Source organism: Chitinivibrio alkaliphilus ACht1, from assembly GCF_000474745.1.
In the GTDB taxonomy this organism is placed as follows: domain Bacteria; phylum Fibrobacterota; class Chitinivibrionia; order Chitinivibrionales; family Chitinivibrionaceae; genus Chitinivibrio; species Chitinivibrio alkaliphilus.
Map to the genome: position 1 here is coordinate 71,868 of NZ_ASJR01000011.1, position 15,054 is coordinate 86,921.

The following is a 15,054-nucleotide window of genomic DNA, read 5'->3' on the forward strand; positions in this document are numbered from 1 at the left end:
AAATGGAAGTCATTGTACGGAGAGACAAAGAGGCAGCAACAGATTTGGTTGCTCGCCTTGTGGTAAAGCAGGTAATGGATGATCCCACCAGTGTGTTGGGGTTGGCCACGGGAAGAACCATGGAGGCTGTGTATGATCGCCTTGTCGACATAGACGCCAAAGAAGGGGTCGATTTTTCCCACGTAAGTACCTTTAATCTCGACGAATATGTTGGTCTTGCACCGGAGGATGAGAATTCGTACCGATCATATATGAATAAATATCTCTTTGATCGGGTGAATATAAACAAGGCAAACACCTATATTCCCAACGGCATCGCGGAAGATCTTGAAGAAGAGTGTCGCATGTATGAGGCAAAAATTCGCGCAGCAGGTGGAATTGACTTCCAATTACTCGGTATCGGTAGCTCCGGTCATATCGGGTTTAACGAACCTCTCTCAGCGCTTCTTTCTCTCACACGGGTTAAGGCGTTGAACCCTGAAACTATTGAGCAAAATAGCCCGCTCTTTCCTTCTCCTGAGATGATGCCTCGTCGGGCAATCACCATGGGGGTTGATACTATTATTAAAAGTAGACGAGCCGTGCTTCTGGCTACGGGGGAAAGCAAGGCAGAAATTATCGCCAAGGCGGTTGAAGGGCCCCTTACTTCAATTGTTACGGCCTCTGCCTTACAGCTGCACAAGCACTGTACCATCGTTGTTGACGAAGATGCGGCAAAGCTCTTGAAGATGCGCGATTATTATGATTGGGTATTTAATAATGAGCCTGAGTGGGAAGATTTTCGGTAAAAGAATGGGCGGCTTTAGCCGCTCTTCTTTTTGCGTATATTTGTGATTAGCATATTAAACAAAACCCTTGCAGAGTTTGAAGGAGTCTTTTACGCCTCCTACGGCAAACGGCAGTATCACAGCAGAGCGGTGTATCGGCATTTTTTCCAACGTGGCAGTTGTGATTGTACAGGCCTAAAAGAGTTTGCGCAGAACCCTGCCCTTGCTCGTCGGGTATTACATGATCTTGCGGTTCCTGCTATAGAAATAGAAACCGTCTGTGAAGATTCAAAAAGCGTTAAGTTTACTTCACGGTTACGTGACGGTGAATGTATTGAGACAGTTATTTTAAAATACCCTCGGCGCATGACCCTCTGTCTTTCCAGTCAAGTGGGGTGTCGTTATGGGTGTGTCTTTTGCTCAACTGGAACCATGGGGTTTATTCGTAATCTTACCGTTGAAGAAATTGTTTGGCAAGTGTATGCTGCAGTTCACTTATTAGGGTATGCGGTACGAAATGTGGTGTACATGGGAATGGGCGAACCCCTGGATACCTCAGAAGTTGTGTGTCACTCCATTGAGATTTTACGGGAGCAACGCGGTTTTGATATCGCGCCTGCAAATATCACCGTGTCTACGGCGGGGCATATTCCCGGCCTTGAACAATTATTTTCAGCTTCTTTTGTGAATCTACGTATCGCTCTTTCTCTTCATAGCTGTGATTCTGCTGTGCGAGATCAGTTGATGCCGATTAATCGGCGATATCCGATTGAAGCCGTTCTTGCAGTGTTGGAGCAACGCTTGAAAGATACAGGGGGGCAACTCTTTGCGGAGTATCTCTATTTTCCAGGATGGAACAATAGACCCTACGATGTTGATGCTTTGGTTGCTCTTTCAGAGAGAGTTCCTTTGCGGTTAAATCTGTTGACATACAACCAGGGTACAGCTCCTTTCTTTCTCCATCAGGAGACAACCCACGGTATAGAACAGTTTCGTCATGACTTGGTTGCCCGAGGAGTGCACGTGCTCGTTCGTGATTCCCGGGGTGAATCAATTTCCGCAGCATGTGGACAACTTGTAAATAAAAAAAGGAAGAATGCCCGTGAATGAACAAATACAGAAAGAAGCCTTTGTTCTTAAACAGTCCTATTTTGTTCTGTTTTTTGTTATGGGGCTTGTTGCGCCCTTTGCATCAATATTTTTTAAACACGTCCTTGTTGATGATATGGGAAATCCCGCCGATGGGAAAATAAAGATTATTATGACAGCGGTTCCCTTGGTGGCTTTCTTGGGGAATATTGTCACCGGTATTATCTCAGATAAACTGCAGTTGGGGCGGCGTATTGTTACAATACTGTGCGGGTTGTCGGTGTTTCCCGCTATTGTTGTAGGCATGGTTGGTGAGTCATTTTTCATGGATCTTCCCCTCACAAACCGCTTTTATATTTTGGCGTTTTCCTTTCTCCTGTATAACCTTTTTGCCCAGCCCATTAACCCCCTTCTGGATTCCGAAACATTAGGGTTTCTCAATCGTCATTCTCATCGAAGCAAATATGGGCGGTTTCGTTTTTGGGGTACCCTGGGATGGGCAGTAATAACAGTTTCGATTGGTGCATTTCTTACGTATGTGGTGCGTGACTCGTCGCGTGTTATTTATAGTTATAATTTCTATTTTGCTGCATTTTTCTTTGCCTTGCTCGTTGTCCTTTCTTTTTTGTCACGGAGTGAAGCACGGCCGCAACCAGTGAAAATCCCGTGGGGGCATTTGCGAAAGGATCGTTCTTTTTTTGCTTTCCTCTTCTTTATTTTTTGTACTGGTATTATAAATAATGGTATCAGTATGCAGTATATGGGGTACTATCTTGAAGATGTGACCAATACACCCTTTGAAATAGGTATGATGTTTGGGTTTTGGACAGTCCTTGAGTTCCCTGTTATGCTTAAGGGGGAGTGGCTGATGAAGAATTTGGGGAATAGAAAATTAATGATCATGGGGCTTCTCTTAACATCCTTAAAACTCTATTTGTTTTCTCTCTTTACGAATGAAACCCCCTTCGTCTACAAGTTCTTGGCAGTACTCATTCACGGCCCCGCTTTTAGTTTTTATTTTTTGGCTCTGATTGATTATGTAGACCACCGAGCGCACCGGCAAATGCGTGCCACCTATATGTCAATAACAACAATTGTTCGCTCCACCTTGGCCGGAGCTGCAGGCGGGTGGGTTTGCGGAGAGATAATTGAACATCATGGTGCACGGCAACTTATGAGTGTTGGCGCTGTGGGAGCTCTTGTTATGACCGTGTATTTTATTCTACTTGTAAAAGATAGCACCGATGAAAAAAAGTTTGACTTTTGAAAAAGTTGTTACGTATATTTGAGGCAGTTTGAGATTAAGAAAATGGAAAGGCGGAGTGATGCCACGTAAAACATTTATCGCAGGCAACTGGAAAATGAACAAGACCGTTGATGAGTCTGTTGTTCTTGCTAAGGATGTGGTCGCTCAAGTCGGTGATGTATCCGACGTTGAGGTTGCAATCTGCGTGCCATACACCTCGCTAACAGAGGTTGCACGAGTTATTGATGGAACCTCCGTGAAGCTTGGTGCTCAGGATGTTTACTGGGAGGAAAGTGGCGCTTTTACGGGAAAGGTATCCTGTGAAATGTTGCGCTCGGCCGGTGTAGAATATGTAATTGTTGGCCACTCTGAGCAGCGTTCCTATTTTGGTGAAACTGATGAAGCTGTAAATAAAAAAGTACATGCGGTCATTGGTGCTGGCCTTCATCCTATTGTCTGCGTTGGAGAAACACTTCAAGAGCGTGAAGATGCAGTTACTGATGCTGTGGTTGCTCGACAAGTTAAAGCAGCCTATGACAATGTTTCTGCTGCTGATGCAAAAAAGACAACAATTGCCTATGAGCCTGTATGGGCCATTGGTACAGGTAAAACAGCAACTCCAGAAATGGCACAAGAGGTGCATGGAACAATTCGTTCTCTCCTCGCTGACATGTATGATCAGGATACGGCTGACTCAATCGTTATCCAATACGGTGGAAGTATGAAACCTGCCAATGCGAAGGGGCTTCTTGAAAAGCCTGATATTGACGGTGGCTTAATCGGTGGGGCTGCATTGAATGCCGATACGTTTCGCGGCGTAGTGCTTCCGGAATAAGAAAGAGGAACTCATGTTTGGATTTTTATTAGTGCTGTTTGTTCTGGTTTGCTTACTCCTTGGGCTGTTCATTTTAGTTCAGTCAGATACAGGAGGGGGAATATCTGGAGCAATTGGTGGAGGCTTAAGTAGTGCCAACTCTGCCATAGGGGCACAAAATACTGAGAATATTCTGACTCGGGGAACAACCCTTCTTGCAGTGTTGTATTTTGGGTTAGCACTAGGACTCTTTGTTATGGCTTCAAATTACGGAGCCGGTGGAGGCATCCTTGATGCTCCAGTACAACGACAGGAACAACAGGGCGGACAAGAGCAAGGTGTTGATGTTATAGATCCTTCTGATGTGGAAGTGCCTGCTGATGAAATGGAGCAACCCGATGTAGCACCGATTCCACAGGGTGAAGAAGTCCTTCCTGAGGAAGAAGTTCCCATGGGTGACATTGAGATGGGAGAGCCAACTCCTGAGCAAGAACATGTCCCGCAGGGTGAATAATACATATGCGGCTGTGGCGGAATTGGTAGACGCGCAAGATTAAGGATCTTGTGGAGGTTACTCTGTGCCGGTTCAAGTCCGGCCAGCCGCACCATTAACGGGCACCTTTTGGGTGCCTGTTTTTATTGGAAGGAAAATATGAATTCCCTTTATGGAATGACCAGTGATGAGTTGCAGACGTGTATGGAGAAGCATGGCTTTCCCCGATACCGTGCACGGCAAATATATGGGTGGCTCTATGGTCATGGGGTTACCTCTTTTGAAAAAATGACAAATCTCCCCGCACGTATTGGAGAAGCCCTTGCTCAAAACGGGTATGGGCCACATCTTCCAGCGGTTGTTTCGGTACAGTCATCAGAATATGATAATTCTTTCAAGATTCTTCTTCGTGGAATCGACTCGTCTCATACCTATGAAGCTGTTGTTCTTCAAAAAGAGGAACGTGTTACCCTCTGTATTTCATCACAAATTGGATGTTCCTTGGGATGTCAGTTTTGTAAAACCGGTGAAATGGGCTTTGTACGAAACCTCATACCGGCAGAAATTATTGGTCAAGTGGTTCAGGCTAATCGGATCTTAGAAGACAAAAAAATAACGAATATTGTCTTTATGGGAATGGGTGAAGCCCTCCTCAATTATTCTTCCTTTGTGCAAACCTTGGCCCTATTAAAAGATCCCCAGGGTTTTGGTATCAGTAGTCGTCGTATCACCGTCTCAACGGCGGGATATGTACCAGGGATACAGCGACTGCTCAGAGATGCTATTGCGGTAGAGTTGGCGGTGTCGCTCAATGCAACAAATGATGCAGAACGTAACATCTTGATGCCCATAAATAAAACATATCCTCTGGTAGAACTTTTAGAAGCAGCTCATACCTATGCAGAATTTCGAAACAGGCCTGTAACAGGTGAGTATGTACTCTTACGTGGCGTTAATGACTCTGACAGGGCGGCACAGATGTTGGCTGAATTGGTACGTCCCTATTCTGTTAAAATCAACTTAATCCCCCTTAATTCAGATGATGAGATGCAGTTTCGGCCGCCCACGGAAGAGCGTATCCTCGCATTTTCTCGTATCGTAAAAGCAGCGGGAGTACCCGTAACAATTCGGCGGAGTGGAGGGCGTGATATTGATGGTGCCTGCGGTCAGCTCGCTATAAAAGAGTAAAAAATGGTGTCATGGTATAATATTTGCTCTTTAAAAGCCGATATAGTATACTAGTGGTATGGAGGTAGAAACCATTGATCTGGAGGGCTTATGCGGTATAGAAAAAAATATTCACCCTATGATATTCAGTATTTTTCATATGAAGATGAGGGTAAGCCTCGGCGTGAGCGCATTATTAGTGAGGATGATATTCTCAATCTTCGTATACTCTTGCACTCAAAACTCTCTTTTGAAGATTTTCTTCAAAAGATATAACCCTTGTCGCAAAGGTCAGAAAATAAAAAAGTCCGTTTATCGGGCTTTTTTTTATATATTGACCTAAAAAGGGGTATGAATGAAAGTTGTTCAATGTGTGGAAGAGCTTAGTAACTATATACACAAAAAGCGGTCTCAAGATGCCCGTATATCCTTTGTTCCTACCATGGGAGCTTTACACGAAGGACATTTAACTCTTCTACATGCTGCACGAAGAGAAGGGGATATTCTTGTTGCATCAATCTTTGTAAATCCCACACAGTTTACTGAAGCAGCAGATTATGAAACCTACCCCACTCCACATGAGGACGACATTGCCTGTGCGGAAAATTGCGGTGTTGATCTCCTCTTTATGCCTTCGGCGCAGGAGATGTACCCTCGCGATTTCTCTTCTCATATTGCCTGTGGGCCCATAACATCACGTTTAGAAGGTGCATGCCGACCGGGACATTTTGATGGGGTTACCACGGTTGTTGCAAAACTATTTAATCTTGTTATGCCCAATCACGCGTTTTTTGGTCAAAAAGATGCACAACAGGTATTAGTTATCCGCAAAATGGTTCGTGACTTCAATATGCCCGTGATCATTCGAACAGTCCCAACAGTTCGAGAGAGTGACGGCCTGGCTCGAAGTTCAAGAAATATTCATCTCACCTCTAAGGAGCGTTCAGAAGCAATTTTGTTGTATCGGGCACTCTCAGTTGTCCATGAGCTGTTTCAGGGGGGGGAAGACCGCGTTGCGATGCTGAAAAACGCCATGGAAAAAACGCTTTCTAACGCACGAACCCTGCGGGTAGAATACATTGCCTTTTCAGATGAAGAATGTGCTTCTTACACTGCTACTGTTCCCCGTGGAAAAGGGGCGCTTTGTTCTTTGGCGGTGCGTATGAGTGAATCAGGAACACGCCTTATTGACAATATTGTGCTGGGGGCATTTCGTGTGTAAGCAAGGGCTATTTTTGCTCTGTTTTCTCTTGGGTACGGCCTATGCCATGGAAAGAGATTTCTCAATTTCCCTTGATATGGGACAAAGCAACCCCCTTGAGGCGGCGTTACAAGAAGGGGCTGAGGCAGCCTATGAAGTAAATTACCATGGGCTTACGCTGCTTGACAAGAGAGATCTTGATTCTGCAAAGGTGTATTTTGATTCGGCTCGTGCCATGCTCCCTTTTTATGCAGATGCAGAAAACAACTACGCGCTCGTACAGTATCGAAAAGGTGAAATAGAGACTCCGCGAAGAATTTGGCAATCCATTATATATCATGATAGCACTTACGCTCGAGCACATTATAATCTTGGGCTTCTTGCCTTTGAGCAGGAAGAGTATCATCGGGCTCATGATTTTCTCCGTCGTGCCGTGCGGCATCAAGATGATTTGGCACACGCCCATGCCTTGTTAGGACAGGTCCGTCAGAAACTTGGTCATCCCCAGGCTGTGCAAAGTTTTGAACGGGCTGTGCAAATTGATCCTTCGGATAGTTCCTTTGCGGAACAATACGTTTTTTCTCTCCTTGCGCAGGAAGATACAAGCTCTGCCAAAGATGTTTTGCGTCGTGATGAGCGGGCGTGGGCTCGAGCGCTTCGGGGCAAACTTTTAGTGAAGCAGGGAAGAGGTGCCACGGGGAGAATGTTACTTGAACCACTGTGGAATGAGGGGGATACAACCATCGTGCCGTATTTGGTTGAAGCCTATATTCAAGACGAAGCCTTCGAAGAAGTTGTCGCTTTGTATCAGGAGAAGGCGCATCTTTTTACATCTGATCTATTGCCCTCCCTATTTTATGCTAAATACTCCTTGGGTGATTTTGATGGGGCTGTGCAGCTGAAACACCTCGACGGGATTCAGAGTAAAGACGATGCACTTTTGCGAATTAATACTGCACAGATATATTATGAACGAGGGCAGACAGGTCGTGCCGTAGAGGTCCTTTCAGGGGTTCCTTCTGCGTATCACGGCGGGTTTTATTGGAGGGTTCATGGGGCTGTGATGTTTCAAAGGGGGAAGTTTGAACAGGCTGAAAGGTCTTTCCTAAGAGCCTTGGAAACAAGCGATGAACCACCTGCGGATATTTACACTTATCTGGGGCTTCTATACGTTCAAACTGGGCTGAAAGATCGAGCTCTTATACAGTTTGAGAAGGCCCTTGCCCTGAACCCCGATGACATCGATGCCGCCTTTGAAAGTGCGATCCTACGTGAAGAAGGGTTTTCGCGGGTACGCGAGCTTCTTGAAGAGCGGCTCTCCACAGGACAGGCACATCGGGCCGACTCGCTTCGTCTTGCCTATCTGTTACACCGGGATGGGCCTTCTGCTCGCGCCCGAGCGCTTACCGCAGGGTATGAAGCAACAACACCACAGGAGTTTTATCTTTTTCATCAGCTCTGTCAAGACTACGCTTCCCAAGATGCCTTGCAGTACTGCCTTGAGCGGCACAACCCCTTTTCATATCTTTCGGCACAGCAGATGCGCGATTTTCTTCGGCGCTTGAATCAAGCAGGGGAATACGCTGTGGCAACATCCTTTGGAGAACGGGAGCGAAGCCTCCAGCATCGGGGGGATTGGGAGATCTACTATATCCTTGGGTACTCCTGGTTTCGTCGTGGAGGATATGGTACGGCCCGTGCATATCTTCGACGAGCTCATGAAAAGAACCCAGAAGATCTTTATACGGCTTTTCTGCTAAGTGCTCTGATGGAGAAACACTCTGATAATGAGGCGGCTGAATTCGTCTGGCAAAGCTTTATTCCCACCGATAAACATGTCGAAGAGATGGCCACAGTACAGCAGTATCTCTTGAGATATAATCGGGAGGACACTCTCTCTACGCAAGCGCGTCAAACCCTTCGTGATCTCTCCCATGATGCCGTAGTTGATGTGGGGCGTCTGTATCTTGATTTTGGCGATACTGCACGGGTGTATGATATGGCATTTCTTTCCATACACACAGGTGCTCCCGTGGAGGAACTTCTGTCTACGGCGTTCTTTGCTGCTCGTGCTCAGAATGACACGGCGGTAGTCCATCGTCTGATGGACGCCACTTCCCCGGGACTTCTTGCCTATGAACGAGGTGTCTATTATCTCTCTCAAGGCGCATATGAACAAGCGCGCATGGCTGTACAGGATCTGCCTGACACAAGTGCAGGAAAAGCACGAGTGAAGATGCAGTCATATCTTCTCCATGGAGCCCGGGGTACGGCAGCGCAGTACCTGGACTCTCTCCGTGCACAGGGGGTGGAGAGTCTTCCTGTGGAAGAGCTGGAAGCTCTGTTGTCCGAAGCATTTATAATTGAATCTGATACGACAGTAATAACGCCGGAAGACTCAACGCTTCTCTATCAGCATATTCAGTCCATGGAGAAGCAGGGCGAGTGTACGAGGGTGATTCATCTTGTTCGGGCATATCTCTCTTTTTTTGAAGAAAAAGATCTCCTTTCGGTGCTTCGTCGAGCGGGAGCATGTGCCCGCGCAGATTCTCAATGGAAGGATGCTCACACTTTTTATATGCGAGCTTTCCGAGAAAGTGATGCCGCAAAGGATGCATATTATGCAAGTCGAGCATGTTATTTCCTTCAAGACCATGCGTGTGTAAAACACTATTATGATGCCGCACTCATGCGCGATTCAACCCTTCATGATTCCACCTTGGAAAGCGCTACTCATATAGCTGAAGGAGCAGAGTCTCTTCCTGTAGACACCCTGCTGGGTCGTCTCCATGATTTCCCCCTCGATACTCTGTATAACCGCGCTGTGTCGTTCCACCGTCGTGGGAATATCAGCGAAGCTGTCACGGTCTATGAGGCTATTACCCAGCGGGATAGCTCCTTTGTTCGGGCATGGAATAATCTCGGTGTAATAGCGGCAGATCGGGGAGAGGTTTCTAAGGCACTTACATTTTACACAAAAGCACTGACCAAGGGGCGTGGGCGTTCTGAGGCGTATAAAAACATTGTGGAGTTGTATCTCAGCTTGAATGACCACGATCAGGCTCGTATGTGGTTAAAAGAGGGGTTGAAGGCGTATCCTTCCGATTTCTTTCTGCGTCGGTTGCAGCATAATCTCAAAAAAAATTGAATAAGTCATTGAATATCCTTGGGAATTAGGATACTATCTAGCATATATCCACCTATGCAGGTTTCATCAATGGAGCTTACTATGAAGAATTTCGTTGGCATTAAACAGAAGATTATTCAGAGCGTTATGCTCATGATTGCCGTAATCTTTCTTATTATTTTTGCTGTGCTTCTCGGTCAGAATATCAACAGGAATCGTACACGGTTGGAAGAAAATCGCCAACAGATTATTGATGGAATTAAAGCACGTGGTAATATTCTGGTAAAAAACAATAGTACCGCCTTGCGAGGAATGATAGCAGACAATGCCTTTTCATCGATACGGGATCTTGTCAACGCCACTGTGGGGGATGAGGAAAACCCTGATATTGTTCGTGGTATTTGTATTAACCGCGATCGGATCCCCATGGCATATGCTGTTGCGGGAGAAGAGATTGACCCCGGTTTTGACCCCTTAGACGATCCTCTCACAGATTGGTTTATTGAGCAGGAAAGAGCCGTTGATACTACCTACATTGCATCAGAGGAGTTAGGTGGTATTGAGGTATATGAATTTTCATCTCCCGTTCATGATGAGTACACGGAGGAGGTTATTGGGTATATCCGATACACCATTTCAGCAGAGCCCCTGCGCGAAGAGCTCGCCCGTGCGGAGCGGGAAGCTCGACGAGAAATTCTTTTTATGGTGTTGCTTCTTGTGTGCCTCATGGTTGGTGCCATTGTCATGGCATACTTTGTGCTTACTCCCATAGCACAAAAGATCACCTCTCCCATTATAGACCTTTCAGAGTCAGCCAAGGTGATTTCTGATGGGAATTACAATTTTAAAATAGAGCGAACCAGTGATGATGAGGTGGGAATACTTTCAGAAACCTTTGATGAAATGCGTCAGACCATAAAGCAGTATACTGAGCATTTGCAGGATATCATTGATGATAAGATGCGCCAAGTAAAGGATATTCTCAATAATATTGATCAAGGATTAATGACTCTTGATTTCGATGGAAATATCGGAGAAGAGTACTCCCTTATTTCGAATAAAATCCTCAATGTCGAAGATGTATCCCAGCAAGATGTGTACTCCCTGCTTCGTCTTGATACGGCGGGTAAAAAACGATTTGATACGTGGCTTGCTTTAGTGAAAAAGATGCATACTAAGCAGCGCTGGAAAAAGATTGAGAAGCTTGCTCCGATTCATGAACTTCAGTTTCAGACGCTTTCGGATGATTCAAATGCCGATGACACTTTTGTGAATGTGGCGTATCAGAAGGTTTTTGATAAAGAGGGGAATCTCTCAAAACTCATGTTGCTAACCAAGGATATTACTGAGAGCAGAAAACGGGAAATGCAAATGGAAGCAGAGCGTTTGCAGCATGAAAATGAGATGAAGACCATTCTTGGTGTTGCCAATACACCGGAAGAGGAAATGATTGATTTCATGAAAGATACGAAAACGCGCCTTGATGCTATTATGGCAAAAATAGCAAGTCATTTAGAAGGGGTTGCTCGTGAACGTGAGCAGTACCCCGATCGGGATGCTCAATATGCAATTCCTCAGGAAGATGTGGATATTTTGTACCGAGATCTCCATACTCTTAAGGGGAATGGTGGTTCGTACGGATTTGAACTCTTCTCGACCTATGCTCATGAAGCGGAAGATCGTCTTGAGGAGTTACGTTCACCCGTATCTATTCGTCGAAGTGATACCCTTGAGAGTATGAAGCACCTTCTAGAAAAAATGCAGGCAGAGTACGGAGCTATTGATGAAAAGGTGAAGCTTATAAATGGTTCCAAGGAAATGGTGTACGTCAGTGTTCCCGCAGAGCGTGTGGAGTACATTCAGACCCTTACCCGTGATCTTATTGAGGAGTATGGTGAAGAGAAAATTCCTCACGAGCTTTTTGCAACGGCCGAGAAACTTTCTTGGAAGCCCTTTCTTACACAGGGAAGAAAGTATCAGAAGTCTGCCATGAAGGCAGCTCGTTCACTTAAGAAAGAGATCGAGTTTGTTTTTGTCGATGAGAACAAGTTGGTGCCTGGTGATATTTTTAAAGGTGTGGATGAGTCCATCATGCACATTGTGAGAAACGCCGTTGCCCATGGCATTGAGCCAAATGAGGTGCGCCAAGAGAAAAATAAGGGAATTGGTCAAGTGCTCTTTTCTGTTGATTTTGATGAGGAAAAGCGTATAATAAAGATTGCCGATGATGGGGCGGGTATTGATCGTGACGTTATTCTTAAAAAAGCCATAGAACGAGGACTTACAACGGAGCAGGATGCTTCAAACCTTTCTGATCAGGATGTGTATGCCTTTCTCTTTGATAGTGGTTTTTCCACGGCTGACTCGCTTTCAGACATTTCCGGTCGAGGAGTTGGACTTGATGTTGTAAAAGATAATATAGAACGAGCAAACGGTACCGTAGAGATAACTTCGCAGGTTACAGTGGGTACCACTTTTGAAATACGTTTACCGAGATAAGGGGTCTATATGGCAGATATGGCGGTTGTTTTAAAGGAAATACATGATGAGATTTGTTCTGCTGCTGTACATACAGTAGAGAGTTTGTTGAATGTAGATGTCTCCGTGGGTGAAGATTGGGAAGTTCGGGAGCGTCTTACGGGAAAATATGATCATATTATCACCTTGGGATGTTCCAATTCTGATTACCAAGGGGTTATCATGGTGGCCGTGGATGATGCCGGTGCTCGTGAATATGGCGAGAGCCATGAAGAGATTGTTGATATCTTTGGTGAGATTGCCAATACCTATTGTGGGATGTTAATGGATCAAAAAGGTGTAAAGGAGAAGATCGGTATTCTTTCGCAGGCAATACCAATGTATGCGGCGAAGCAGACCTTCTTTCCCCGTGCAGCTGCGGCGAGCGGGAGTGTTATTACGGAAGATGGTGTGGCTATACATATTGGATTTGCTATTCGTGGATTTATGACCCTCTTAAATATGTAACAACTGTTTCAGGAGTGTAGTATGACAAAGAAAGTTGTAGTAGTAGACGATTCCAAATTTCTTACTAAGCAAATTAAAAAATTTCTTGAGTCTGAGATGGGGTATGAGGTTGTTGCCGTGGGGTATGATGGGGAAGAGGCGGTGGCCTTATATCATGAACACTCTCCCGATTTGATAACCCTCGATATAACCATGCCTGGCAAGGATGGCCAGGACGCCATGGAGGAGATTATTAAAGAAGACCCAGATGCGAAGATCTTGATGATCTCTGCTGTTCGTGGCGATGCAATGCTTGAGTGCATGGCAAATGGCGCTGCGGGGTATGTGGAGAAGCCTTTAAAACTCAAGGATGCAGAATTTGTAGAGGACTTTAAATCCACATTGAATGAGATTTTTGAGTAAGCATAACACAAAAATACTGGAGATGGTATTGTGAAAAAAAGTATTACAGGAAAAGTATTATGTGTACTTGCCGTGCTTTTCGGAACCCTTCATTCTGAACAGCTGTACGTGTATTATCCCTCACCGATTCGATCGAGTGTGGTGGCGCAGTTGGTAGAAGATAAGGTAGATGGCGTTGATATTACGGTGTTTGGCGTCTACCGGGATTTCGTGATGCAGGTGCGGGCCGATGAGCCTGAGACTATTCTTGGCCCTGCAGAAACAGTGGCAGCTCTCTCCGGTGGAGAGTATCGGTCTGTTTTGGAAGCGTCTAAAAATGGAAGTACCGATGTTGAGTATGTTCTTCTCTCAATTGGTGAGGCGGTCAATCCAGAAGAATTAGACCCTTCTGCAACCATTGGTGTGGTGGATATTATGGATCGTAATGAGATGACCGCCTTTGTAGAGCGTTTTGTTGGTACATCAGTACGGGTGAATCACGTAACAAAGGTTGAAGATCTGTTACCCCTTCTCACATTCCGGATGGCGCAAGCGGTGTTGGTACCTGAGGCTCGGGTTGCCTATTTTAAGGGTGTTTCAAATCAAGATTTTAAAGTGACCCCCCTCGGCACAAAGGGGGAGATAGCACGTGTCGCCACGCGAGGGGCAGGTGAACAGAGCATTGTCGCTGCTAATATTATCAGTGAAAATTTACCGGATTATATTCTAGGGGGTGTAGAATGGAAGTAGTAACAAAAATATCGTTGATAATCTTGTTCTTCACGCTGAGTTTACCCCCGCTCATGGCTGAAGAGATGGATACCAGTGCTCCGTCAGTTCTTGTTATTCGGAGTGAAGGGGTTGATTTTGAAGAAGTTGTTCGCGGTATTCGGTACGAACTTGAAGGAACCTTTTCCATTGTTGATAAGGTCGTAGAGGAAGATGATGGTGTGTCGGTGATTGCAGCACTTAAGGAAGAACACTCTCCCGAAGTTGTTGTTTTAATGAATAATGTGCAGATTAATATGTACCGGGAATATCAGCAGGGCCTCGATACAGAGCACTATACCCCGACGGTGAGTGTCATGGCCGCCTCAGTTGGACCGTATATTCAAGATATCGAAAACAGCGTGGCTATCGAGTATGAGATACCGGTTGTCACCAGTGCCGTGGCAGTTCGGAATGTGTTTAATCTGGACGTACAACGTATTGGTATCGTGCATCGTGAGTATCTATCTGGGTTTGTTGAAGAAAACCGTATCTTTTGTCAAAGTGAAGGTATTGATCTTGTAACAAGGTCCGTGTCGGATGCAAATGAGGTTGGACAGGCCCTGTCTGAACTGGAAGACGAAGATATTGATGCCTTATGGATTCCCAATGATAATGCCCTCCTTACACAGGAGCTCATAGTTGGAACATGGATTCCCTTTGTAAATGAAAATCGTCTTGCCACCATTGTTGGAGTTGAAGCCTTGGTAAATCCTGACTTTAGTTTTGGTAATTTTGCAGTTGTTCCCGATAATGCGGCACTTGGCAGTCAAGCTTCTAATCTCATATTTGATCTTATGTATGGCGATTGGACTGTGTTTGAGAGCGGAGCAACACAACCACCGCTTTCAGTGAAAACGGTGGTAAATGGTCGGGCAGGAAGAGACTTTTTTGGCATTGACCAAGATGACTTGGTTTCTGTGGATCGGGTTTTGGAATAAAAATGAAAAAATCTGCTTATTTAGCTCCACCTTAATTATTTTCTAGTTAGAACCTGTTAAAAGGAATGAATATGG

The 15,054-nt window shown here is 45.4% G+C and carries 14 protein-coding genes and 1 tRNA gene; all 15 read left to right on the forward strand.

The genetic code is table 11. The annotated features are described in order from the left end of the window. Positions 1 to 2: 2 nt before the first annotated feature. Positions 3 to 788, forward strand: coding sequence for a glucosamine-6-phosphate deaminase (nagB, locus tag CALK_RS06895; protein WP_022636954.1), 786 nt, complete (start codon positions 3 to 5; stop codon positions 786 to 788). A 42-nt stretch (positions 789 to 830) separates the two neighbouring features. After that, on the forward strand, positions 831 to 1,877 hold the full coding sequence (locus CALK_RS06900; protein ID WP_155851821.1) for a radical SAM protein: 1,047 nt from the start codon (positions 831 to 833) through the stop codon (positions 1,875 to 1,877). Beyond that, positions 1,870 to 3,123, forward strand: coding sequence for an MFS transporter (locus CALK_RS06905; RefSeq protein ID WP_162146714.1), 1,254 nt, complete (start codon positions 1,870 to 1,872; stop codon positions 3,121 to 3,123). The genes CALK_RS06900 and CALK_RS06905 overlap by 8 nt, the downstream gene beginning before the upstream one ends. A gap of 58 nt (positions 3,124 to 3,181) precedes the next feature. Beyond that, entirely contained in the window at positions 3,182 to 3,937 is a 756-nt protein-coding gene (gene tpiA / locus CALK_RS06910) for a triose-phosphate isomerase (RefSeq protein WP_022636957.1), read from the forward strand. Between the two features lie 13 nt (positions 3,938 to 3,950). Then, positions 3,951 to 4,430, forward strand: a complete 480-nt coding sequence (gene secG / locus CALK_RS12195; protein WP_022636958.1) for a preprotein translocase subunit SecG — start codon at positions 3,951 to 3,953, stop codon at positions 4,428 to 4,430. A gap of 7 nt (positions 4,431 to 4,437) precedes the next feature. After that, positions 4,438 to 4,524, forward strand: a tRNA-Leu gene (locus tag CALK_RS06920). A 44-nt stretch (positions 4,525 to 4,568) separates the two neighbouring features. Beyond that, positions 4,569 to 5,597, forward strand: a complete 1,029-nt coding sequence (gene rlmN, locus CALK_RS06925; RefSeq protein ID WP_022636959.1) for a dual-specificity RNA methyltransferase RlmN — start codon at positions 4,569 to 4,571, stop codon at positions 5,595 to 5,597. Positions 5,598 to 5,687: 90 nt separating this feature from the next. Beyond that, entirely contained in the window at positions 5,688 to 5,852 is a 165-nt protein-coding gene (locus tag CALK_RS12875) for a hypothetical protein (RefSeq protein WP_022636960.1), read from the forward strand. 79 nt (positions 5,853 to 5,931) lie between these two features. Then, a complete protein-coding gene (gene panC / locus CALK_RS06930; protein ID WP_022636961.1) occupies positions 5,932 to 6,798 on the forward strand; it encodes a pantoate--beta-alanine ligase in 867 nt (288 codons plus the stop codon). A 13-nt stretch (positions 6,799 to 6,811) separates the two neighbouring features. After that, positions 6,812 to 9,925, forward strand: a complete 3,114-nt coding sequence (locus tag CALK_RS06935; RefSeq protein WP_155851822.1) for a tetratricopeptide repeat protein — start codon at positions 6,812 to 6,814, stop codon at positions 9,923 to 9,925. Positions 9,926 to 10,006: 81 nt separating this feature from the next. Further along, positions 10,007 to 12,403 (forward strand): ATP-binding protein, encoded by a 2,397-nt coding sequence (locus tag CALK_RS06940; RefSeq protein WP_022636963.1) that lies wholly within the window; start codon positions 10,007 to 10,009, stop codon positions 12,401 to 12,403. Between the two features lie 9 nt (positions 12,404 to 12,412). Continuing rightward, positions 12,413 to 12,889 carry a hypothetical protein gene (locus tag CALK_RS06945; protein WP_022636964.1) on the forward strand — a complete coding sequence of 159 codons (477 nt, stop codon included), beginning with the start codon at positions 12,413 to 12,415 and terminating at the stop codon, positions 12,887 to 12,889. 21 nt (positions 12,890 to 12,910) lie between these two features. Then, a complete protein-coding gene (locus CALK_RS06950) occupies positions 12,911 to 13,291 on the forward strand; it encodes a response regulator (RefSeq protein WP_022636965.1) in 381 nt (126 codons plus the stop codon). 30 nt (positions 13,292 to 13,321) lie between these two features. Further along, complete coding sequence (locus CALK_RS06955) at positions 13,322 to 14,020, forward strand: hypothetical protein (RefSeq protein ID WP_022636966.1); 699 nt, start codon at positions 13,322 to 13,324, stop codon at positions 14,018 to 14,020. Beyond that, the gene (locus CALK_RS06960) at positions 14,011 to 14,979 is read left to right on the forward strand and encodes a type 1 periplasmic-binding domain-containing protein (RefSeq protein ID WP_022636967.1); all 969 of its coding nucleotides are present in this window, start codon (positions 14,011 to 14,013) and stop codon (positions 14,977 to 14,979) included. The genes CALK_RS06955 and CALK_RS06960 overlap by 10 nt, the downstream gene beginning before the upstream one ends. Positions 14,980 to 15,054 lie beyond the last annotated feature (75 nt).